Source organism: Lentzea sp. NPDC020367 (genome assembly GCF_044387305.1).
Lineage (GTDB): Bacteria > Actinomycetota > Actinomycetes > Mycobacteriales > Pseudonocardiaceae > Lentzea.
Map to the genome: position 1 here is coordinate 45,097 of NZ_JBIRVV010000019.1, position 22,237 is coordinate 67,333.

21 protein-coding genes are annotated in these 22,237 nt (G+C 69.2%); 13 read left to right on the forward strand and 8 right to left on the reverse strand.

The window, feature by feature from the left end; translation table 11 throughout:
- Positions 1-43 precede the first annotated feature (43 nt).
- Positions 44-2,710 carry a hypothetical protein gene (locus tag ACH413_RS42495; protein ID WP_360047248.1) on the forward strand — a complete coding sequence of 889 codons (2,667 nt, stop codon included), beginning with the start codon at positions 44-46 and terminating at the stop codon, positions 2,708-2,710.
- On the opposite strand, the gene ACH413_RS42500 is transcribed toward ACH413_RS42495, so the two are convergent.
- Positions 2,694-3,569 (reverse strand): helix-turn-helix transcriptional regulator, encoded by an 876-nt coding sequence (locus tag ACH413_RS42500; protein WP_360047249.1) that lies wholly within the window; start codon positions 3,567-3,569, stop codon positions 2,694-2,696. The genes ACH413_RS42495 and ACH413_RS42500 overlap by 17 nt on opposite strands.
- 151 nt (positions 3,570-3,720) lie before the next feature.
- Here ACH413_RS42500 and ACH413_RS42505 point away from each other — a divergent pair, with 151 nt between their 5' ends.
- Together ACH413_RS42505 and ACH413_RS42510 are read left to right on the forward strand one after the other, a co-directional pair.
- Positions 3,721-4,557 carry an oxidoreductase gene (locus ACH413_RS42505; protein ID WP_360047250.1) on the forward strand — a complete coding sequence of 279 codons (837 nt, stop codon included), beginning with the start codon at positions 3,721-3,723 and terminating at the stop codon, positions 4,555-4,557.
- Between the two features lie 63 nt (positions 4,558-4,620).
- Positions 4,621-4,968, forward strand: a complete 348-nt coding sequence (locus tag ACH413_RS42510) for a DUF4333 domain-containing protein (protein WP_360047251.1) — start codon at positions 4,621-4,623, stop codon at positions 4,966-4,968.
- A 150-nt stretch (positions 4,969-5,118) separates the two neighbouring features.
- Here the strand turns inward: ACH413_RS42510 and sodN are convergent, their stop codons facing one another.
- Entirely contained in the window at positions 5,119-5,526 is a 408-nt protein-coding gene (sodN, locus tag ACH413_RS42515; RefSeq protein WP_093592081.1) for a superoxide dismutase, Ni, read from the reverse strand.
- A 74-nt stretch (positions 5,527-5,600) separates the two neighbouring features.
- Here sodN and ACH413_RS42520 point away from each other — a divergent pair, with 74 nt between their 5' ends.
- The gene (locus ACH413_RS42520; protein WP_360047252.1) at positions 5,601-5,903 is read left to right on the forward strand and encodes a S24 family peptidase; all 303 of its coding nucleotides are present in this window, start codon (positions 5,601-5,603) and stop codon (positions 5,901-5,903) included.
- Here ACH413_RS42520 and ACH413_RS42525 read toward each other — a convergent pair.
- Entirely contained in the window at positions 5,893-6,492 is a 600-nt protein-coding gene (locus ACH413_RS42525; RefSeq protein WP_360047253.1) for a dTDP-4-dehydrorhamnose 3,5-epimerase, read from the reverse strand. The genes ACH413_RS42520 and ACH413_RS42525 overlap by 11 nt on opposite strands.
- Positions 6,493-6,825: 333 nt before the next feature.
- On the opposite strand from ACH413_RS42525, the gene ACH413_RS42530 reads away from it, so the two are divergent.
- From ACH413_RS42530 to ACH413_RS42540, 3 genes are all read left to right on the forward strand, one after another.
- Complete coding sequence (locus ACH413_RS42530) at positions 6,826-8,022, forward strand: NADP-dependent malic enzyme (protein WP_396425864.1); 1,197 nt, start codon at positions 6,826-6,828, stop codon at positions 8,020-8,022.
- A gap of 225 nt (positions 8,023-8,247) precedes the next feature.
- Positions 8,248-11,424 (forward strand): EAL domain-containing protein, encoded by a 3,177-nt coding sequence (locus tag ACH413_RS42535; RefSeq protein WP_360047254.1) that lies wholly within the window; start codon positions 8,248-8,250, stop codon positions 11,422-11,424.
- A gap of 34 nt (positions 11,425-11,458) precedes the next feature.
- A complete protein-coding gene (locus tag ACH413_RS42540) occupies positions 11,459-12,538 on the forward strand; it encodes a pentapeptide repeat-containing protein (RefSeq protein WP_360047255.1) in 1,080 nt (359 codons plus the stop codon).
- A 2-nt stretch (positions 12,539-12,540) separates the two neighbouring features.
- On the opposite strand, the gene ACH413_RS42545 is transcribed toward ACH413_RS42540, so the two are convergent.
- Positions 12,541-14,088 (reverse strand): bis-aminopropyl spermidine synthase family protein, encoded by a 1,548-nt coding sequence (locus ACH413_RS42545; protein WP_360047256.1) that lies wholly within the window; start codon positions 14,086-14,088, stop codon positions 12,541-12,543.
- Between the two features lie 132 nt (positions 14,089-14,220).
- On the opposite strand from ACH413_RS42545, the gene ACH413_RS42550 reads away from it, so the two are divergent.
- From ACH413_RS42550 to ACH413_RS42565, 4 genes are read left to right on the forward strand one after another with little or no spacing between them, the layout of a single operon-like run.
- Positions 14,221-15,303: an ABC transporter ATP-binding protein gene (locus tag ACH413_RS42550; protein WP_360047257.1), complete on the forward strand. Its 1,083-nt coding sequence runs from the start codon at positions 14,221-14,223 to the stop codon at positions 15,301-15,303.
- Positions 15,300-15,938: an ABC transporter permease gene (locus ACH413_RS42555; protein WP_360047258.1), complete on the forward strand. Its 639-nt coding sequence runs from the start codon at positions 15,300-15,302 to the stop codon at positions 15,936-15,938. The genes ACH413_RS42550 and ACH413_RS42555 overlap by 4 nt, the downstream gene beginning before the upstream one ends.
- A gap of 5 nt (positions 15,939-15,943) precedes the next feature.
- Positions 15,944-16,609: an ABC transporter permease gene (locus ACH413_RS42560; RefSeq protein ID WP_093592096.1), complete on the forward strand. Its 666-nt coding sequence runs from the start codon at positions 15,944-15,946 to the stop codon at positions 16,607-16,609.
- 29 nt (positions 16,610-16,638) lie between these two features.
- Complete coding sequence (locus tag ACH413_RS42565) at positions 16,639-17,505, forward strand: ABC transporter substrate-binding protein (RefSeq protein WP_360047259.1); 867 nt, start codon at positions 16,639-16,641, stop codon at positions 17,503-17,505.
- Between the two features lie 54 nt (positions 17,506-17,559).
- Here the strand turns inward: ACH413_RS42565 and ACH413_RS42570 are convergent, their stop codons facing one another.
- Genes ACH413_RS42570 through ACH413_RS42585 form a run of 4 tightly spaced genes read right to left on the reverse strand, consistent with a single transcriptional unit; the run spans position 17,560 to position 20,649 of the window.
- Positions 17,560-18,531, reverse strand: coding sequence for a GNAT family N-acetyltransferase (locus tag ACH413_RS42570; RefSeq protein ID WP_360047260.1), 972 nt, complete (start codon positions 18,529-18,531; stop codon positions 17,560-17,562).
- A gap of 5 nt (positions 18,532-18,536) precedes the next feature.
- Entirely contained in the window at positions 18,537-19,382 is an 846-nt protein-coding gene (locus ACH413_RS42575) for a haloalkane dehalogenase (protein WP_360047261.1), read from the reverse strand.
- A 10-nt stretch (positions 19,383-19,392) separates the two neighbouring features.
- Positions 19,393-19,827 (reverse strand): MarR family transcriptional regulator, encoded by a 435-nt coding sequence (locus tag ACH413_RS42580; RefSeq protein ID WP_360047262.1) that lies wholly within the window; start codon positions 19,825-19,827, stop codon positions 19,393-19,395.
- A gap of 36 nt (positions 19,828-19,863) precedes the next feature.
- The gene (locus tag ACH413_RS42585) at positions 19,864-20,649 is read right to left on the reverse strand and encodes an IclR family transcriptional regulator (RefSeq protein WP_360047263.1); all 786 of its coding nucleotides are present in this window, start codon (positions 20,647-20,649) and stop codon (positions 19,864-19,866) included.
- 113 nt (positions 20,650-20,762) lie between these two features.
- Here ACH413_RS42585 and ACH413_RS42590 point away from each other — a divergent pair, with 113 nt between their 5' ends.
- The gene (locus ACH413_RS42590) at positions 20,763-21,290 is read left to right on the forward strand and encodes a SigE family RNA polymerase sigma factor (protein WP_093592114.1); all 528 of its coding nucleotides are present in this window, start codon (positions 20,763-20,765) and stop codon (positions 21,288-21,290) included.
- Positions 21,287-22,216: a hypothetical protein gene (locus ACH413_RS42595; protein ID WP_360047264.1), complete on the forward strand. Its 930-nt coding sequence runs from the start codon at positions 21,287-21,289 to the stop codon at positions 22,214-22,216. Before ACH413_RS42590 ends, ACH413_RS42595 begins: the two co-directional genes overlap by 4 nt.
- The last annotated feature ends 21 nt before the right edge of the window (positions 22,217-22,237 follow it).

Sequence of the window (22,237 nt, forward strand, 5' to 3'; positions counted from 1 at the left end):
GTGGCTAGAACGGAGTGGATCGTCCTTTGAGGGGGACCCACTCATGCGTTCTGCAATCGCGCTTTTTCTACCTGTTCTGCTGGCCGCGGTACTACCGGCGCTGCCCGCGTCGGCCGCGCCCGAACCACCTTCTTCACCTGGCCTGACCGTCTCCGGTGACGAGATCCGGTGGACCACCGCCACGTCGATGCCGTTGCTCGACGCGGGTGTCGAGTTCTGGGAGGGCGACCGGTTCGTCGGGCGTGCCCAGGAGTCGGCCGACCTGCGGACCTACACGTTGAAGGCCGCTCTGAAGGACCCCGCCGCGCTCCAGGTGCGGTCGGCCGGGAAGCGGCTGGACGTGCCGGAGCCTCCGGCGGCCGGTCTGTCCGTGCCCGAGCTGCCGGCGTTGCAGCCCGAGGCCGCCGTGGATCCGGGCACGCCGGGGCCGTACGCCACCAGCTCCGCTGAGTACGCGCTCGACTCGATCAAGTTGCCCGAGTACGCGGCGCCGATCGAGATGGAGGGCGTCGTCGTCGCGCCCAAGGGCGCACCCGGCAAGCGGCCGCTCGTGCTCTTCCTGCACGGCAGGCACTACACCTGCTACAGCAAGTCGGATCCGAACCGGATCGCGATGAACTGGCCGTGCCCCAGCGGGTTGACGGCCGTGCCGAGCCACAAGGGCTACCTGAAGGCGCAGCAGTTGCTGGCGTCGCAGGGATATCTGACGGTGTCGATCTCCGCCAACGGCATCAACGCCCAGGACGCGATGACCGCTGACGCGGGTGCGCAGGGCCGTTCGTCGCTGGTGCGCCACCACCTGGCGAAGTGGGCGGACTGGGCCTCCTCCGGCCGCGGTTCCGCACCTGCCGCCGTGAAGTCCGCGCCGGCAGCCGACATGTCGAAGGTGCTGCTGGTGGGCCACTCGCGCGGTGGTGAGGGCGTCAACCGCGCCGCCACCGACAGCCTCACCCCGCCGCCCGGCGACACGGGTTTCTCCGGCCCGGTGCGCTGGAACATCCGCGGTGACGTGCTGATCGGCCCCACGATCTTCGGCCACAACCCGGCGCCGGACGTGCCCTCGGTGACGTTCCTGCCCGGTTGCGACGGTGACGTGTCCGACCTGCAGGGCCAGATGTTCGTGGACCAGACGCGCGGCCTGAGCCGTGGCGACGCCGTGCACAGCGCCCTGTACATGATCGGCGCGAACCACAACTACTTCAACAGCGAGTGGACCCCCGGCCAGGCCGAGGCACCGGCGTCCGACGACTTCTGGCCCGGCCAGCAGCCGGACCCGCTGTGCACGCCCGGCACCGCCACCCGCCTGACCGCCGACCAGCAGCAGACCATGGGCGCCACCTACGTCGCGGCGTCCACGCGGCTGTTCCTCGGCCGCGACCAGTCCGTGCTGCCGCTGCTCGACGGCTCCGGCGTCCGCGCCCCGTCCGCCGACCCGGCCCGCGTTCTCTCGCACGCGATCGGCGCGGACCGCAAGTCGCTCGTCGTGCCGGACGCTTCTACCGGCGTGTCCGGCAGTGCCCGCGTCTGCCAGCAGACGTCCCGTGACGCCGCGGTCGGGTGCAGCACTTCGCGTTCGCCGCACTTCGTCGGTTTCCGCGGCGCGGTGGCGCAGCCCGAACGCCTTTCGGTCGCGTTCAAGTGGTCGGCCGCAGGTCAGGCCGGCGTCGTCACGCCTTCCGCGCCGGTGTCGCTGCACGGTTCGAGCGACCTGGCGTTGCGCCTGGCCGTTCCGCCGAACGCCGCGGCCTCCCGCTTCGGTGTCTCGGTGACCGACCACAATGGACAGAAGAACTCTTTGGGTGCCGTCTCGGTGACCGGTCTGCCCGGCTCGGACCGCACGAGTTCGTTGTGGGCTCAGGAAGTCCGCGTGCCGCTGCCCAAGGGCGTCGGCCGCATCGCTTCGCTGGAACTGGTTCCCGAGTCCGCGTCCGGCGAGGCGTGGCTGATCGACGCCTACGGCTGGGACAAGGGCCTCGTCCCCGTGGTTCCGACGCGACTGGCCCGGGTCGACGCCGCGGTCACGGCGGTCGACGAGGGCGACTCCGGCACGCAGACGCACAACATCGTCGTCACGGCGACCGGCAACGGTACCCGCGTGATCCGGCTCTTCTACACCGGCCCGGCGACCAAACAGCCCACGACCAAGCTCGTGACGCTGAAGCCGGGCGAGAGCCGCACCGAGGTGCCGGTGACCTACACCGGCAACACCAGGTGGAGCGGCGACGTCCGCTACCCGGTGTCGGTTCTGGCGATCTCCAACGCGGTCGTCGGCTCCGCGACCGGTGGACTGCTGGTCCGCAACGACGACCCCGCGCCCAAGGTGACGGTCACCCCCGTGGCCGGCAGCGTCGTGGAGGGCGGCGTCCTGAAGTGGAGGCTGACCCTGTCCGAGGCCGTCGACTCGCCGGCCGCGCTCTTCGGCACACCGGTCGCACCGGCCTCCGGCACCGAACTGTCCACAACGGACGTCAACGCCGAGTGGCTGCTCCAGAACTCGGGCGAGGAAGCGCTGCCCTCGCGACCGCTGTCGTCGACGCAGCTCGGGGTCTACGCCTTCATCCAGACGGGCGCGACCACGTTCGAGTTCGAGGTGCCGACCATCGCCGACACCGAGACCGAGGGTGAGGAGCAGGTCCGGCTGAAGTTCGAGGGGATCTCGCCGACCGGCACCGACTTCGAGGTGACGGGCAAGGTCACGGAGGGGGCGTGACCGCACGCGGGTGGTCGCTGCGGCGGCCACCCGCGTTCTCCGCCGTCCAGCTGTTCAGCAGGCGGAGCTTCTCCTCCGACGGCGAGCCGGTGTCGGCGCTGTAGATGACGACGGTCTGGCCCCCGGCGTCCGGCAGGCGCAGCGTCTGCCAGTTGAGCCGCAGGTCGCCGACGGTCTCGTGGAAGAAGCGCTTGACGCCGTGCTGGTGTTCGGAAAGCCGGTAGTCCGCCCACATGCTCGCGAACTCCTCCGAACGAGTGCTCAGGTCGCCGACGATCCGCGACAGGGCCTCGTTGTCGCGGCCGGGGATGACCGAGGCGCGCAGCAGGGCGACGATGTCGGCGGCGACCTCGGCCCAGTCGCGGTACACGACGCGAGCGCGCGGGCTCAGGAACATCCACTTGGCCAGGGTGCGGTCCGCGGCAGGCATGGCCTCGAAGTCGTCCAGCAGCGCCTTGCCGGCGTGGTTGATGCCGAGCACCTCCAGGTACGGCCCGAGGATGACGGCGGGCACGTCGATGGCGCGGATCATGGACTGCAGCGCGGGCCTGGCCCTGGGCGTCGTGGCCGGGCGCGCCGCTTCCGGCTGGAGCAGCGAGGAGAAGTAGCGGCTCTCGACGTCGTCGAGCCGCAGCGCCCGCGCGACCGCCTCGGCCACCTGCTCGGACACGTTGCGAGCGCGGCCTTGTTCGAGCTTGACGTAGTAGTCGACGCTGACCCCGGCGAGGATCGCGACCTCCGCGCGGCGCAGCCCCTTGACCCGGCGGGGCGTGGTGGCGGCGGGCAGTCCCACCTCCTCGGGGGACAGCGCAGCACGGCGCGAGGTGAGGAAGTCGCGCAGTTCGTCACCGCTGGTCATGCCCTCGATTATGGCCGTCTTGCGGGAGGTCCGGCAGTTCCTGGGTGGTACTGCCAGAGCCACGACGAGGGGTACCAGTTTTCCCCTTCGAATCGGCGTTCTGCTGGGACGTAATGGAAAGCGTCAACAACGTCCTCGCAAGGAGAACATCGTGTCTGTCTGGTTCGTCACCGGTGCGTCGCGCGGCCTGGGTCTGGAGATCGTGAAGGCCGCGCTGACGCGGGGCGACTCGGTGGTGGCGACCGCTCGCGACCCGAAAGCGATCGAGCGTGCGCTGCCCGGCCACTCCGGGAACCTGCTCGCCCTGCCCCTGGACGTCACCGCCCAGGACCAGGCCGACGCGGCCGTGCAAGCCGCCATCGCCCGGTTCGGCGGCATCGACGTCCTGGTCAACAACGCCGGCCGTGGTCTCGTCGGCGCGGTCGAGGAGACCAGCGACGCCGAGGCCCGAGCGGTCTTCGACATCAACGTCTTCGGCCTGCTGACCGTCATCAGGGCCGTGGTCCCGGCCATGCGCGCCGCACACCGCGGCCGCATCCTCAACATCAGCTCGACCGGCGGCGTGGTCGCGTGGGCGGGCTGGGGCGTCTACAGCGCGACGAAGTTCGCACTGGAAGGCATCACCGAGGCACTGCGCCTCGAACTGGCCCCTCTCGGCATCCAGGTCACCTCGGTGCAGCCGGGCCCGCTGCGCACCGACTTCCTCGCCTCGTCGTCCCTGGGACAGGTGGAACGGGTCATCGACGACTACGCCACCACCGGCGGCGCCTCCAGGGTGTGGGCCGGCGAGAACCACGGCCTGCAGGAGGGAGACCCGGTGAAGGCCGCGGCGGCTCTGCTGACCCTTGCCGACCTGGCCGAGATGCCGGCGCGGCTCCCGCTCGGCACCTCCACGCTGGCCGACATCCGCACCAAGCTCGCGGCCGTCGGCGCGGACCTGGAGGCGTGGCAGGACCTCTCCCGGTCGACCGACGTCGTCCCGGCCTGACCTTCGCGGTGTTCGTCCGATCGCCCTCCGCCCCCGGACCTGATCGGCTATGAAATGGCCGTGATGAGTCGGAGCGCACAGTTCGCGGTGGCCGCGTCTGCCGTGGTGGTCGCCATTTGTGCCGTCGTGCTGACGGCGAAGGTCCTGTCGTCCTCGGGGCTGCCGGTCGTGGCGCAGCAGGAGATGACGTTCAACAGCGCTGAGCTCGCCAGTCGGGTGCAGCGGGTGCTGGGCGAACGGGGTGAGCTACCGGGGTCGAGCAGCCAGATGAGCTGCCCTGAGCACGTGGCGATCAGGTCGGGCAACGCGTTCGGGTGCTCGGTCGTGCACAACCAGAAGCTCAAGAACGTACGGGTCGTGGTGACCGACGCGGAGGCGGGGACGCTCCAGATCGGGAAGCTGGAGGGCTAGCCCGAGCGCGTAGGGCCGGAATCGGCTGTAGGTCCACAGAGGACGAACGTGGGCCGTCTGGGGGCCGTTGAACGACCCCCGGAGACGACGAACGACGCTGACCTGCGAAAGCGATCTCGCGGGTCAGCGTCGTTCTGCAAGGCTTTGGGCTCAGCCCTGCTTGGTCTCCCAGAAGATCTTGTCGATCTGCGCGATCAGGTCGAGAAGCGCCTGACCCGAGGCCGGGTCCATGGACGCCTTCGTGCCGCCCGCGCCCGCGGCCTTGGTGGCGCGGTTGAACAGGTCGTGCAGCTCGGGGTACTTCTCGAAGTGAGGCGGCTTGAAGTAGTCCGTCCACAGCACCCACAGGTGGTGCTTGACGAGCTCGCTGCGCTGCTCCTTGATCAGGATGGCGCGCTCCCGGAACTCCGGGTCCTCGTTCGCCTGGTACTTCTCCTGGACCGCCTTGACCGACTCGGCCTCGATCCGGGCCTGGGCCGGGTCGTACACGCCGCAGGGGAGATCGCAGTGCGCGGTCGCCTCAACGCGTGGGCGGAGAATGCGCGACACGAGTCGCATCGTTCCTCCCAGAATGAAAAACAGTGGATGCTCCGACGGGGAGAACCCTACTCCGGCTGATCGAAGGGTGATCGTTGAGACCGCGTCTTTCCACCGTGCTCGTGCGGGGTCCGTCGATGGTGCCCGCCCTCAGGGACGAGGACATCGTGCTGGTCAGGTGGGGTGTGAGGCCCAAGCCCGGGCAGGTCGTGCTCGTCACGTGGGCGAGTCGGCCCGGGCAGTTGTCGGTGAAGCGCGTCTCTCACGAAGTGGACGGCGGGTGGCACGTGGTGGGCGACAACCCGTACGCGAGCACGGACTCCGAGCACCTCGGACCTGCGGAGGTGCTCGGAGTCGTCAAAGCTCGACTATGGCCGAGGCCTGCTTTCAGGCTTTGAGCGACGCGTACAGGGCCAGGCAGTCGTCGTAGCGCGGCAGCACGCCGGCCTCGTAGGCCTCGGCGAGGGTGGGGGCCGAGGTGTCCTTCTCCGACAACCGGAACTCGAGCTCGCGCGGCCACGGGAGGTCGAGAGCGGGGTCGAGCGGCGTCAGGCCGTGTTCGCCGGACGGGTTGTAGACGGTGGAGCAGAGGTAGTTCATCGTCGTGTCGTCTTCCAGCGCGATCATGGCGTGGCCGAGGCCCTCCGCCAGGTAGACCGCGTTGCACTTCTCGGCGTTCACCAGCACGGCGTCCCACTGCCCGAACGTGGGGGAGCCGACGCGGATGTCCACGATCACGTCGATGAACGAGCCGCGCGGGCAGAAGACGTACTTCGCCTGGGACGGCGGGACGTCCGCGTAGTGGATGCCGCGGATCGTCCCCGCGCGGGAGACGCTGTGGTTGGTCTGGGCGACCCGGAGGGGGTGGCCGACCGCCTCGGTGAAGGCGGCCTCCTGGTACGGCGAGACGAACACGCCGCGGTCGTCGGGAAATGTCCGAGGGGTGAACTCGAACGCGCCGTCAATTTTCAGCGAACTCGCCTGCATGCCGTCACTCTAAGGCGTCAATCTTTCTTGACCGATCGGGTGCTTCCTGCCTGCAGAAACTGACCGGTCGGTGCAGAAAACCGGACGGACGTCTTGCTACATGCCCTCTGACCTGCGGAAAAAGTGTGATCCCCGCCGCAGACAGCGACGCGGGACCCTGCCACACTTCCCGTCACCCGCAACACTCGGGCACTTCTCCGACGCAACTCGTCGGAGGTCGTTGACCGAGTTTCCAGGCCCCGTGTACCCGGCGTGACAACGCTGGGCCGGTGCGCCGTTTGGTGATGAGCCCAGTTGGGGCCAATACGCCGCCCGCACCGCAGGAGGGACGCCGTGACAGCAGTGAACGAAGCCCGTACCGAGAACTCCGATCCGACGCAGTTGACGGACGAGGAGATCTTCACCGCGCACCTGGGCGGGAAGCTCGAGGTCGGCGCGACCGCCTCGCTCGCTGACCCGAAGGCGCTGTCGATCGCGTACACCCCTGGTGTCGCACGAGTGAGCAAGGCCATCGCGGAGGACGCGAGCCTCGCCGCGAAGTACACGTGGGCGCACCGCCTGGTCGTCGTCGTCAGCGACGGCACCGCGGTGCTCGGTCTCGGTGACATCGGCCCGAGCGCGTCGCTGCCCGTCATGGAGGGCAAGTCCGCGCTGTTCAAGACGTTCGGCGGCCTCGACTCCATCCCGCTCGTGCTCAACACGACGGACGTGGACGAGATCGTCGAGACGCTCGTCCGGCTGCGCCCGTCGTTCGGCGCGGTCAACCTGGAGGACGTCTCCGCGCCGCGCTGCTTCGAGCTGGAGCAGAAGCTGATCGAGGCGCTCGACTGCCCGGTCATGCACGACGACCAGCACGGCACGGCGGTCGTGTCGCTCGCCGCCCTCAACGGCGCGAACACGGTGCTCAGCAAGAACATCGGCGACCAGCGGGTGGTCATCTCCGGTGCGGGCGCCGCGGGCATCGCGATCGCCAAGATCCTCATCGCCGCCGGCGCCGGCGACATCACGCTGCTGGACTCGCGCGGCATCGTCCGCACGGGCAGGGCCGGGCTCAACCCGGTCAAGGAACAGATCGCGGCCGTCACGAACAAGAACAACCTCGACGGCGGCATCGACGTGGCGCTGCGCGGCGCGGACGTCTTCATCGGCGTCTCGTCCTCCAAGGTGTCCGAGGACCTCATCGCGAGCATGGCGAGCGACTCGATCGTCTTCGCGCTGTCGAACCCGGACCCCGAGGTGCACCCGGAGGTCGCCGCCCGCCACGCCGCGATCGTGGCGACCGGCCGCAGCGACTTCCCGAACCAGATCAACAACGTGCTCGCGTTCCCCGGCATTTTCCGCGGGGCTCTCGACTCGGGTGCGCGACGGATCACGGAAGGCATGAAACTCGCGGCCGCGGATGCCATTCTCGCCGTCGCGAAGGATGATTTGGGCCCAGACCGAATTGTTCCCTCGGCATTGGACCCGCGCGTCGGACCCGAGGTCGCGGCGGCTGTGGCCCTCGCGGCGAAGGCCGACGGAGTCGCCTGATCCGGCACTTGTATTCGCCACTCATTTGCATCTTCACGGGTACCGGAACCACGACCGTGGCTTTTCGTTAACCCGTGCAGGGGTGGGCGATGACGCTCTGAAGCGCTACCGTCCCTCTCCTCGGGTGTTCACTCGGGGAGAGGGTTCGTGTTTGCCGCCGTTCGGGTGCCGTTGTCGTGCCCACCCGAATTGCCGCGGGCGGTGGATGCGGGAGAGGGTGGGCCGGTGCCCAAGTGGGTGGGACGCGCGACGGTGGTGAACGGCCGTGCACGGACGGCTGTCCCGACGTCCGGGAAACCTCCGATGACGCTGGACGGGCTGACCCTGCCCGACGCGCCGTCGTTGCTCGTGGACGCCAAGGGTGTCGTCATGCAGGCGAACCCCGCCGCCGTGGAGCTCGCGGCCGCGCAGGGAGCCGACGACCTCGTCGGGCACCCGCTCGGTGAGCTGCTCCTCGGCAACACCTCCGACCTGCGGCTGTTGCGCGTGGACGGCACCGAACTGCCGGTGCGCGTCGCCCGCCACGCCGTTCCGGGAACGGGCCTGCAGGCCGTCCTGCTGATCGACGTCTCCGACCTCGCCGCCGCCGCGGACGAACTGCGCGACGAACAACGCCGGCTGCGCAAGGTGCAGCGGGTCGCGGAGCTCGGCTCCTGGGAGTTCGACCCCGGGACCGGCCTGACCGTCTGGTCGGACACGCACTACGAACTCCTCGGCCTCGAACGCGGCGCCGTCGTGCCCGGTGCGCAGGCCGTACTGGACGTCGTCCACCCGGACGACTACCACATGGTCGAGACGTACTGGCACGGTCGCGAGATCACCGGCGACCCGATCGACATCGAGTACCGGATCGTCCGCCCGGACGGCCAGCTGCGGTGGATCCGCGGCGTCGCCGAGGCGAGACTGGACGACGCCGGCAGCCTGGACAAGATCACCGGCTACATCCGCGACATGACCGAGTCCAAGCGCGCGGCCACCGAGCTCGCGCAGGAACGGGCGCGGCTGCTGGAGGCGCAGCGCATCGCCCGCATCGGCAGCTGGGCGTACGAGACCGGCACACGCGCCGTGCACCGCAGCGAAGTGCTGATGGAGATGTTCGCCGAGCTCGGCATGACGCCGGACGAGGACCTGCTCAGCGGCGTGCACCCGGACGACCGCGAGGCCGTCAAGGCGTTGCGGCACCAGCTGCTGCACACCCAGGACAACGCGCCGGTCGAGGTGGAGGTCCGCAGCGAGGTCGGCGAGCGCGTCTACATGTGCCGGGCCCGCGCGGAGATCGCGCCGTCCGGCCGCATCGAGCGCTACCACGGCACCATCCAGGACGTCACCGAAGCGCGTGCCCTGGAACGTCAGATGCGCGAGGACCGCAGACGGCTGGCGGACGCGCAGCAGGCCGCGCGCCTCGGCATGTGGGAGTGGAACCCGAGCACCGGCGAGGTCGTCTGGTCGGACATGCTGCGCGAGCTCTTCGGCCTGCCCGCGGAACTTCCCGGCAGCTACCAGGCGTACCTGGACCTCGTACACCCCGAGGACCGCGGCTGGGTCGACGACCTGTGCCGTCAGCTGGTGGTGGACGAGGTCGCGTCGCAGTTCGAGCACCGCGTGGTGCGCCCGGACGGCTCGCCGCGCATCTTCCGCTGCCACGGCATGATCGTCCACGACGCGCGCGGCAAGCAGCTGGCCGTCGGCACCGCCCAGGACGTCACCGAGCAGCGTGCCGCCGAGGCACGCATGAAGCGTTCCTCGCAGCGCTTCACCGACCTCGTGTCCGTGACGCCGGTCGGCATCGGCCTGTTCGACGAGGGCGAGCGGCTGGTCGACGCCAACGACGCGTTGTGCGACCTGCTCGGCATGGAGCTGGAACAGCTGCGTGGCATGACCGCCGAGCAGCTCACCCACCCCGAGGACACCTCGCCGGGCCTGCAGTGGGCCGCCGAACGCACGCAGAAGATCCCGCAGCGCATCCTCGTCCGCCCGGACGGCGAGAAGGTCTACTGCGAGCTCCACATCGCTCTGTCCGTGCAGGACGACGGCCGCCGCTTCTGGCTGATCGTGTTCCTGGACATCACCGAACGCCGCCGCGCCGCCGAGGCGTTGCGCCACCAGGCGACCCACGACGAGCTGACCGGCCTCCCGAACCGCGCGCTGGTGAAGGAGATCCTCGGCAAGCTGCTGGAGGGCCCCGGCCGTTCGAAGGTCGCCGTGTTCTTCTGCGACATCGACAACTTCAAGCGCGTCAACGACTCCCTCGGCCACGACGCCGGCGACGAGCTGCTGGTCGCTCTCGCACGACGGCTCGAAGGCGGCCTGCCCGACGGCTGCACCGCCGCCCGCCTGTCCGGCGACGAGTACGTGATCATCTGCGAGGACATCGACTCGGTCGGCGGCGTCGACGCCCTGGCCACCCGCGTCGCCTCGCTGCTGCGCACGGCCGTTCCGGTGCACGGCCAACTCGTCCGCGTCTCGGCCTCGATCGGCGCCGCCGTCCCGAACGGCTCGCGCGCCAACGGTGCCGACCTGCTGCGGTTCGCCGACGCCGCGATGTTCGAGGCGAAGCGCGCCGGAGCCGGACGTGTCTCGCTGGCCTCGGCCGCGCTGATCGCGTCCGCCGACCGCCAGGTGCACCTCGAGGGCCAGCTGCGCGACGCGTTGCAGCACGACGGCCTCGTGCTGCACTACCAGCCCGTCGTCGGCGTCGACGGCGCCGTCCTGACCGCCGAGGCCCTGGTGCGCTGGCCGCACCCCGACCGCGGCATGCTCCCGCCGGACGTGTTCCTGCCGGTCGCCGAACAGGGCGACCTGATGCGCGAACTCGACCGCTGGGTGCTGCGGACGGCGTTGAAGGAGGCCGCGACCTGGCCCGCACCCGACGGCCGTCCGGTGTCGGTGGCCGTGAACCTCGCGGGCCTGGTGCCGGGCGATCCCGAGTTCGTCGACATCGTGTCGACCGCGATCATGGAGTCCGGCGTCCCGTGGGAACGCGTGGTGCTCGAACTGGTCGAGACGGCGTTCGTCGACCTGCCCTCCCGAGTCCGCCAGTCGATGGACGAACTGGTGAAGCGCGGCGTGCAGTTCGCCGTGGACGACTTCGGCACCGGCTACTCGTCACTGGCCCGGCTGAAGGACCTGCCCGCGCAGATCATCAAGGTGGACCGGCGCTTCGTTTCCGGCGTGGGCAACGACTCCTCGGACTTCGCCGTCGCCCGTGCCGTCGTCGACATGGCCAGGGCGATGGGGCGCAAGTGCGTCGCGGAGGGCGTGGAGACCGCTACCCAGTTCCACGTGCTGCGCGGGGTCGGGGTGGACGCCTACCAGGGGTGGCTGTTCTCGCGTCCGGTGCCGCCCAAGGAGTTCCGCGCGGTGCTGGCCCTCGGTCCTTTGCACATTCCCCGTGCCGGATAGCCGTTCGCCGTTGCCGCGCTGGACCGTTCCGGTTGTGGCGGTGGCGGTTCTGCTGGTGTCGGCGGCCGCTCTGGTCGTGTTGTGGGTGTGGATCGACTCGCTGCGCTTTGCCGATCTGGACAAGCGGGCCACTGCGCACCTCGAGGCGGTGAAGGTCGCTTCGGCCATCGCCGTGGGTGGTGGTGGGTTGTTCGCGTTGTACCTGGCGGCTCGGCGGCAGCGGACGCAGGAGCTTGAGCTGGAATTGCGGCGCGAGGAGTTGCACGGGCGGGATTTGGACGCGGCGGAGCGGCGGGTCACCGAGCTCTACGCGAAAGCGGCGGACCAGTTGGATTCGGACAAGGCACCCGTCCGGTTGGCGGGGTTGTTCGGGTTGGACCGGCTTGCTGACGACAATCCCCGGCATCGGCAGATGGTGATCGATCTGGTGTGCGCGTACCTGCGCATGCCGCACTCGTCGGACGACGTGAAGCCGGATGCCGAAGCAGAGGAACGCGAGGTCCGGCTGGCCGCCCAGCGGATGCTGGCCAAAAGGGCTCGGCCGGATCTCGACCCTGTGACCGGCGTGCCGAGAAGCCTCGCTTGGTGGAGCGAGATCCACGAGTTCAACTTGAGCAGAGCCAGGCTGATCGACTTCGACCTGAGCGGGTGCAGGCTCGGGAAGGCCGATTTCACCAGCGCCACGTTCGTCGGCACGGCGACGTTCGAGAAGACCGAATTCCGCGGCGAGACGACCTTCGCGCGTGCCGAGTTCACCGGCGAGGTCGATTTCACCGCCGCCGTGTTCCTCCGGGAGGCCAGCTTCGAGAGAACCGGATTCCGCGAGCTGGCCGAACTCGACTACGCGCGTTTCCAGGACCACGTCGACTTTTTCAAGACCCAGTGGAGCAGCGGCGCCTGGTTCGCCCGGGCGAGATTCGACAAGAGCACCGAGTTCGGCGACGCCTTGTTCGCTGGTGCCTGCTTCTTCAACGGCGCGGCTTTCCACGGGCCGGCCAGCTTCGCGGCCACCTCGTTCGAGGGCAGGGCCGACTTCGACAAGGCTGCCTTCGCCCAGCCGGCTTCCTTCGACTCCGCGATGTTCAAGTTCCCCGTCGATCTCGGCACGATCTGACGTCAGGCGGGCGGCTCCAGGTACTTCGCGCTGTCCTCCACCGCCGCCAGCACCGCGGCGATCCGGTGCTTGGGCAGGTCGATCAGCCGCAGCTCCAGATCCTCCTCCACCACCCCGGCGCTCTCGACGATCTCCCGAGCCTGGTTCTTCGTCAGCAACCCGGAGGACCCGCCGATCAACGCCTCCCGCCACACGTTGCGCAGCTTCCCGTGCGCCTTCATCAATACCTCGCGCACCACCCGGTCGCCGGCGGACAGCGTGCCGGTCAGCACCTGATCGGCAACGACGATCGTCGTCTTGGCATCTGGGTTGTTGCGCAGGAATTTCAACGAGAACCGCGTCCGCACGATCGACTGCAGTTCCTTCTGCCCGGCCTCCGAGGACACCGCCGGGTGATTGTTCGGCACCAGGCAGGCCAGCCGCGCGGGCGACGAGGCCAGCAACGTGCGCAGCAGCCACGGCCCCGGATCCGCCGACAGGTCGACGGCCAGCGACGCCGCGCCCTTCCCGACGGGCTCGGCCCACCCCGCGGAACGGGGCTTCGGCGGCGGCGAGGACTCCGGGCGCGGAGCCAGTTCCGACAGAGCGGCCAGCGCTTCGGACGAAGGCCCTGACGACTCCACGGACTGCGCGCCGTGCGTGTAGATCCGCGTGCCACCGGACACCGCGCGGCGACCGGTGGGGCGGCACACGTACAAGTCGGCGGCGGACCCGATGGCCTGCGCGCCGTCGAAGCGGTGGAACGCGGGCAGGATGGCCTCGAAGACCAGGCCGAGCTTCTGCAGTTCCTGCTGGACCTTCAGGCCCAGAGCAGGTGTCCGGTCGGAGAAGCCGTAGGCCAGCAGCAGGCGGCCGGACGCGATGTCCGCCAACGCCTCGATGCCGCGGCCGGCGAACAGGCCCATGCCCTCCGGCGTGTAGGGCGGGTCGCTGAACACCAGGTCGAAGGATTCCAGCGCGGCCGCGGGCAGGCCGAAACGCATGTCGCAGTGCAACGTCCGGATGTCGTGCCCGCGGGCGAGGGCCCGTGAGTCGATGAACTCCAGCAGGCGCTCGTCGAGGTCCACGACCGTGATCGACACGTTCGGATTGACGGCGGCGACGGCGAGTGAGGTCAGGTCGTGGTCGCCCAGACACAGCAGGCGTTTGCCCGTCAGGTCGTAGGTGGAGTTCAGCCACACCGCGCGGTTCAGCGCCGTCTCGGCCGTCGCCTGCACATGGTCCAACGAGGACAAAGGCGACGGCACGTCCGCAATGTCCACGAGGATCTGGCGCAGCACGTCGGTGTGGTCGCGGACACCGGAAACACCGAACTCCGAGCGGTACGAGGCCACCAGACCGGGTGCGATGCGGTAACGATCGTCTGAAGATTCCGCGTCGTCGCCCAGGGCCTTGAGCAGGTCCTGAACGGTGCGGCGGGGAACCGCGGGCAGGCGCACGAGTTCAGCCAGCGGGTGCCAGTCCTCGCTGAGCAGGGACAACACTTCGCGGAGCTTGCGGGCGTGCACGCCGCGCTCCGCCACCAACTGTCGAACCTGATCGATCGTCACAAGCGCTAAACCATACGGCCTGTCACATCGTGGAACGCTGTGCCGGGGTACGCCGAACGAGTTAAGGTCTTTGGGATCTACATCCAGGGCGGCCCAATCGGGGTGGTCGTCACGACCGGAGGGATCCGAAGGGTGATCGAGTTCCGGGCCGTAACCAAGCGGTTCGAGGACGGGACCATCGCTGTCGACGAGCTCGACCTCACGGTCGAGGCGGGCACCATCACGGTGTTCGTCGGTCCTTCCGGCTGTGGCAAGACGACGTCGCTGCGCATGGTCAACCGCATGATCGACCCGACGTCGGGCACGATCCTGGTGGACGGCAAGGACGTCCTCACCGTGGATCCGCCCACGCTGCGGCGTGGCATCGGCTACGTCATCCAGCAGGCGGGGTTGTTCCCGCATCGGACCGTGCTCGACAACATCGCGACCGTCCCTCTTCTGTCCGGTTGGGACAAACGCAAGGCGCGCACGCGTGCGGCCGAGCTGCTCGAGATCGTCGGGCTCGACGCGAACTTCGGCAAGCGCTACCCGGCCCAGCTCTCCGGTGGCCAGCAGCAACGCGTGGGTGTCGCCCGCGCGCTCGCCGCGGATCCGCCGGTGTTGCTGATGGACGAGCCGTTCAGCGCTGTCGACCCAGTTGTGCGCGAGGACCTGCAGAACGAACTCCTTCGTCTGCAAGCGGAACTCGACAAGACGATCGTGTTCGTCACGCACGACATCGACGAGGCGTTGAAGCTCGGCGAGCGCGTCGCGGTGTTCCAGACGGGCGGGCACCTCGCGCAGTACGCGCGGCCCACCGAGCTGCTGGCCGCGCCCGCCAACGACTTCGTGGCCTCGTTCGTCGGACGTGACCGCGGCTACCGCACGCTCACGTTCCTGCACGCGGACGTGCCCGTGCACGCCGTCACCACGGCCAAGCTCGGCGAGCGGATCACGGTCAGCGACTGGACGCTCGTCGTCGACGAGGGGAACCGGCCCAAGGGCTGGCTGTCCGGTGTGGACGGTGAGGTCGAGGTCGCCGAGAAGGACCTGATCTCCGGTGGTTCGCTGTACGACGGCTCGACGTTGCGCGGCGCGCTCGACGCGGCGCTCAGCTCGCCGTCGGCGCTCGGTGTGGTCGTCGACGACGCCGGCGCGGTCACCGGTGTGGTCAAGGCCGACGACGTCATCAAGGCCCTCGCGAAGGCCCGCGCGGCGGGTGAGGTCCCGAAGTGACCTGGATTTTCGAGAACTGGGAAAGGTTCTGGGAAGTCACCGAGGTGCACCTGCGGCTCTCCGTCGTGCCGGTGCTGATCGGTTTCGTGCTCGCCATCCCGCTCGGGTGGTGGGCGAGTCGGTCGCAGACGGCGCGCGCGATCCTCTTCCCGTTCGCCAACATCCTGTTCACGATCCCGTCCATCGCGCTGATCGTGATCACGCCGGTGCTGCTCGGCGTGAAGATCCTCGACGAGATCAACGTCATCGTGCCGCTGGCGGTCTACACGCTCGCGCTGATGATCAGGTCGGTCGCGGACGCGCTGTCCGCGGTGCCGGGCAACGTCGTCGCCGCGGCGAACGCGATGGGGTTCCGGCCGCTGCGCCGTTTCCTCACCGTCGACTTCCCGCTGGCGTTGCCGGTCACGATCGCGGGCCTGCGGGTCGCGACCATGTCGAACATCAGCATGGTGAGCGTCGGCGCCCTCGTCGGACTGGGCGGCTACGGCCAGCTCTTCACCGAGGGCTACCAGACCGACCACACCGAGAAGGTCCTCGCGGGTCTCATCGGGACGGTCGTGCTGGCGGTGCTCGCGGACGCCCTGCTGTTGCTGATCGGACGGCTGCTCACGCCGTGGGCACGGGCGGGGAGGTGAGCTGAATGGGTGGCTGGCTCTTCGATCCCGCGCACTGGTCCGGCACGACCGGGATTCCGGTGCGGTTGGCCGAACACCTCGGCTACACGCTGCTGACGTTGCTCATCGCCGCGGTCATCGCGATCCCGCTGGGCGCGTTCGTCGGTCACACCGGCAAGGGCGGGTTCGTGATCGTCGGACTCTCCAACGCTCTGCGGGCGTTGCCGACCACGGCGGTGCTGATCCTCGTCGTGCTGTGGGCGGGTCTGGGTGACTTCCCGGTGTACGTCGCGCTGGTGCTGCTCGCGATCCCGCCGATCATGGCGGGCACGTACGCGGGCGTCCGCGCGGTCGACCCGGTGACCGTCGACGCCGCACGGGGTGTCGGCATGCGCGAGTCGGGTGTGCTGCTCCAGGTGGAGATCCCGAACGCGCTTCCGTTGATCTACGGCGGTTTCCGCGGCGCCGCGCTGCAAGTGGTCGCGACCGCCACCATCGCCGCCTACACGGGCGCCGGTGGACTGGGCAGGCTCGTCTTCGACGGCCTCGCCCTGCAGGAGTTCGGACAGATGCTCGCCGGCGCGGTGCTCGTGGCACTGCTCGCCGTTCTCGTCGACCTGGGGTTCGCCGGCCTGCAACGGCTGACGGTCTCGCCAGGGCTGCGTCCAGTGGGAACCGGAGGAAAGAGATGAAGCGCATCGCGACAGCCGTCGCTGCGGTCATGCTTCTGTCTGCGTGCGGTGGCGATCCGCTGACCGGAGACGGCAAGACCGACCCGGCCCCGACGGACACCATCGTCGTGGGCTCCGCGAACTTCCCGGAGTCGCGACTGCTCTCGGAGATCTACGCGGAAGCGTTGTCCGCCAAGGGCGTCAAGGTCTCGAAGAAGCCGAACATCGGCAACCGGGAGCTGTACTTCAAGGGCGTGCAGGACGGCTCGATCGACCTGATCCCCGAGTACACCGGCGTGCTTCTCAAGCACGTCAACAAGGAAGCGCCCGAGGTCGGCTCGGACGAGGTCTACGCGGCGCTGAAGAAGGCGCTGCCGGCGGGCCTCATCGTGCTCGACAAGTCCTCCGCCGAGGACAAGGACGCCGTCGTCGTCACCAAGCAGATCGCGGCCCAGTACAGCCTGAAGTCGATCGACGACCTCGTGCCGTACTGCAAGGACCTGGTCTTCGGCGGCCCGCCGGAGTTCCAGAACCGCCCGGACGGCCTGCCGGGCCTCAAGGCCAAGTACGCCTGTGAGTTCAAGGAGTTCAAGGCCCTCGACGTCGGCGGCCCGCTGACCGTCGCCGGCCTGAAGGACAACACGGTGCAGGCGGCCGACCTGTTCACGACGGACGCGGCCATCAAGGCCAACGAGTTCGTGGTGCTGGAAGACCCGAAGAACGTCTTCGCCGCGCAGAACGTGCTGCCGCTCATCAACGAGAAGAAGGCGTCGCAGCAGGTCCGCGACACCCTCAACGCCATCGCGAAGAAGCTCGACACGAAGACGCTGCTGGAGCTGAACCAGAAGCTGTCGTCGCCGGACAAGCCGGAACCGGAGAAGGTCGCCAAGGAGTGGCTCGCCTCGGCGGGCATCTGACCTGGACGAACTGAGCGGGGCGGGCACCTTCGGGTGTCCGCCCCGCTGTCGTTGCTAGAGCTTCAGGTCGGCGACGCGGGCGCTCAGGTCGACCGTGGTGATTCGGTCGGTGAAGCCGAGCGAGTGGTTGATCCGCCGCATGTGCTCGTTGGTGCTGTTCGTCTCGGTCTCGATGATCTCGATGCCGGTCAACTGGCGGAGCTGGTGCGCTTTGACGAGCCGGCCGAGGCCTTTGCCGCGGTGCGCGGGAACCACGCTGGTGTGTCGTTGGTGGCCAACAGAAGGCCGCGAGAGAGTCCTTTGCAGCACGGTCACTGCGGCAGCCTCGCCGTCGTGCGTCGCGAGAACGACCCACTCGTCGACACCAGCGGCTGACAGGGCGTCTTCTTCCTGCCGCACGGTTTCTGGTGTGTGCGTGGCCAGTTCGATCGCACTGCCGCCCATGGGCTGGTCGTTCGCCGCGTTGAGCGCGTCGGCGTAGGCGACGAGCAGGTCGTCCGGTGCCCGTCCCGTCCACTGGGTCAGGCGGTACCCGGACGGCACCTCGCCCACCTCGGGCAACGGGTCGGTGAGCACCAGTTCCTGCAGGGTGAGCGAGCTGGCGACGGCGAATCCGCGATTGATAGCCCACCGCACGCCCACGCTGCCTTCGGGAACCCACGACGCTTCCGCTGATTCCCGGTTCGCCTGACGCAGGGCGAACCGGAGCAGCGCGGTACCGATGCCCCGGCGTCGCCACCGCGGGTCCACCAGGACGTTGCCCGCGACGAGGTGCGCGTTGTCGCTCGTCGGCAGATACCCGTCCGCGTACCCGACGATGCGCCCGTTCTCCCTGGCGACGGCGAACCGCGGCCGGCCCCAGCCGATTTCGAGCGTCTGCCGCCGCCGCACCCACCCGCTGAAGTCCGGCAGTGCACGTGTCGGCAAAGCGTTCGTCCACCAGGCCACCTGGATGTCGAACAGAGCGCGTTGATCGGCTTCGACTGCGTGGACGAAGTCGAGTTCCTCGACGTGGATTTCCCCCATGCGCTCTATGCAAGCAGGTCGTTGCGCTCCGCCCAACCTGCGATCGCCGCCGCGATCTCCTTCGGCCGGTCCTCCTGCGCGTGGTGCCCGGCCTCACCGCAGCCGACGACCTCCAGCGCGGCGATGTTCTCCTGACACCAGGCCGTCAGCGCCGGCCCGATGGCCAGCGTCGGCGAGTTCTCGAAGGTCAGCAACAGCTTCGGCACCGGTGACGCACTCAGCCACTCGCTGTAGGCCTCCATGCGGGGGATCAGGGCGGGAGGCTCGCCGTCGACCGGAAGCTGCCGCACCCACGCCAGCAGCGGGCGGCGGCTCTCGCGGTCGGGGTAGGGCGCCAGGTACGCCGCCGTGTCCTCGTCCGGGACCGGGTTCAGCACCCCGCCGGTGAACGCCTGGCGCACGAGGGTGTCCTGGTCCAGCACCAGTTCCTCGCCCAGGCCCGGGGTGCGGAGCCTGCGCGTGCGTTCGCGGGCGGCTGGTTGCAGTTCGTCGCTGCGCAACGGCTTCAGCATCGGCTCGAAGAAGGCGATGCCCGCGACGCGCGACGGGTGCCGGGCCGCCCAGTCGAACGCCAGCGTGCCGCCCCAGTCGTGGCCGACCAGGATCACGCGGTCCAGGCCGACGGCGTCGAACCACGCGTCCAGGTAGCGGGCGTGGTCGGCGAACGAGTAGTCGACGGGCGGCTTGCCGGATCTGCCCATGCCGATCAGGTCGGGCGCGAGTCCTCCCAGTTCGGGCAGGACGTTCCGCCAGATGTGCGACGAGGCGGGATTGCCGTGCAGGAACACGAACGGCGCGGAACCGGACTCCAGGTGGTGGATGGTCGAGTCGAGGACGGGGACGACGGGCATCGGAGGGCTCCTAGTCGAGTGGGACGTCGAGCAGCGCCGTCAGTTCGCGGGAGAGCGCCTCGGTGCGGTCGCCGGAGCGGCCGCCCAGGGGCTTCAGGAGCCGGTCCAGCAGTGACCGGACGACCTCGATGGCGGGCTCGACCGTCGAGTGGCCGTGCGGGGTCAGCGTCAGCCGGACGGTCCGGGTGTCGACGGTGTCGCGGGTGCGGGCGATGAAGCCCGAGGCCTCCAGGGCGCGCGCCAGCTTCGAGACGTACAGCGGTTCGAGACCGGTGTGGTCGGCCAGTTCGCGTTGCGACGGCCGGTCGAGCGCGACCAGCGACGACAGCACCACGTACTGGGCGTGCGTCAGCCCGAGGGGGTCCAACGCGCGGTCAACGGCCGTCCGCCACTTCATCGCCAAACGCCACACGAGGTGTCCAGGCGTCGGTCCCGTGCTGCTCATGGCAGATACGGTACATGGCTACTATGTACATGGCTACTAACCCGAAGCCACGTGCCCGCCGATCCGGACCGTCAGTTCCTCGGCCGCCTTGCGGACCTCTTTGGCCAGTTCGGGCCAGGTGGAGCCGCACGGCGTGTCGCACAGGTGCCGGAACGTCAGCGTGATGGCCGCGATCGGCCGCTCGCCGTGGTCGAACACCGGTGCGGCCACCGAGGCGAACCCGGCGGTCACGAACCCGTCCTCGACCGACCAGCCCTGACGGCGTTCGAGCGTCAGCAGCCGGCGCAGCGCCGGCAGGTTGTGCGGGCCCCGGCCGGTCCGGTCGACGAACGCGGCCACGGACGGCAGCAGTGCCCTGACCTGCGCGGGAGGCAGGTGGGCCAGCATCGCGCGGCCGGAGGCGGTCAGGTGGGCGGGGAGCCGGACGCCGACGTCGGACACGATCGACTGCGGCTGCCTGGGCTGCTCGCGCACGAGGTAGAGGGCCTCGGCGCCGTGCAGCACGCCCAGATGCGCGACCTTCTCCATCCGGTCGGCGAGCTTGCGGAGCAACGGGCGGGCCAGGCGTTCCAGCGGGTCGTGCCGCAGGTAGGCGGAGCCGAGTTCGAACGCCGCGACGCCCAGGCCGTAGCGCTTCTCCTCGGGGAAGTGCGTCGCGAAGCCGGCCTCGGTCAGCTCCGACAGCAGGTGATAGGTCGTTGACCTGGGCAGATTCAGCTCGCGCGCCACCGACGCCGCGGAGACGGGCCCCGGTCTGCCCGCCAGCAGCCGGAGGACCGCCAACCCTCGCCGCAGCGCGGGAACGTCACTGCTGCTGCCCACAAAAGTGATTTTCCCACGTGATGCAGCCCACGCCGTTACTACATCAGGGCACACTCAACAGAACACGCCCGGGGAGCGTTGGAGGGGCGTGACGGTTTTGAAGGGGGTCGGGATTGACACCGAGTTTCGATGACTTCGTGGCAGAACAGGTGACCCCGTTGCTGCGCTATGCCACCGTGCTCACGTGCGACCCGCACCTGGCCCAGGACGTGGTCCAGGAAGTCCTGCTGCGTGCGCAGCAGAAATGGGATCGCATCGGTTCAGTCGACCTCCCCAACGCCTACGTCAAGCGCATGGTGACCAACGAGTACCTCTCGTGGCGCAGGCGCAGGGCCGCCAAGGACGTCGCTCTCTGCATGACGACGCTGGAGTCCGTCACCCCGCCCGTCGCGGACAAGACGCACCACTACGACGAGCGGGAAGCAATGTTGCAGCGGATCGCGAAGCTGCCCCGCAAACAGCGGGCCGCCGTCGTGCTCCGCTACTACGAGAACTACGAGGACTCGGAGATCGCACAGATGCTCGGTTGTGCCGAGGGAACCGTGCGCAGCCACATCTCGCGTGCGCTGGCCACACTCCGCCTGGACCACACGCCGGAGCCCGCAGGAGTCGGGTTGCGGCTCGGGGAGGGCCTGTCGTGAACGACACCGAACAGCTGATCAAGGATGCGCTCGGCCAGCTCGCCGAACGCACCCCGCATCCGGGGCCGACGCTGAACGCCCTGCGGCGCAAGCGGAAGAGGCAGCGGAACAACGTCTTCCTGATCGCCACGGCCGGCATGGCCGCGGTCGTCGTCCTGATCTTCGCGGGCGTCATCGCCAGCGACAGGTACACGCCGCCGAACCCCAACGACGCCGCCGCGGCGCTCGTGCCGGGCGGCGCGACCGGGGCACTCAAGTACTCACCGCACTGGCTGCCCGAGGGGTACGGCGAGGTCTACCGGGGCGTGCTGAACGGCGAGCGCGCCTACGTGCCCGCCGGCGCCCAGGGCTACCCGTTCACCGACGGCGGCCCGCTGACCAGGCTGTTCAAGTCGAAGAGCCAGCCGGACACGTCGGGGTGGGAACAGACCACCGTGCGCGGGCTGAAGGCGTGGATCCACACCAAGCAGGGTCAGTCGGCGGGCCTCACCGCCGAACTGGTCTGGCAGGCGCAGGACTGGCTGAGCGTCACCGTGCGTGGCACGGACGACGTCAAGCAGACCGCGCTGCGGGTCGCGGAGTCGGTACGAGCCGACTCGAAGGTCACGCACCAGGCACCGTTCACCTCCAAGGGCCAGGAGGCCACCGAGGTGTGGGGCAGTTCGCCCGGCGACTGGGGCGCGCAGCTGATGGCCGACCCGCTCGTCGTCCAGGTGACGACCCGCTCGCCCGGCCTCACCGGTGGCTCGCCGATCGCCGTGCGCGGCAAGCAGGGCGTGCTGGTGGACGGGGTGGTCGCGGTGCTGGACGGACCCGTGTGGGTCACCGTCCGCGGAGGGGCCTCGACGGACGACCTGGTGAAGACCGCGAACGAGGTCCAGCTCGCGTCCTCTCCTGACATGGGTTGGATCGGCAAGGGCCTCTAGGCACGCTGTCTGGAGTCCCAG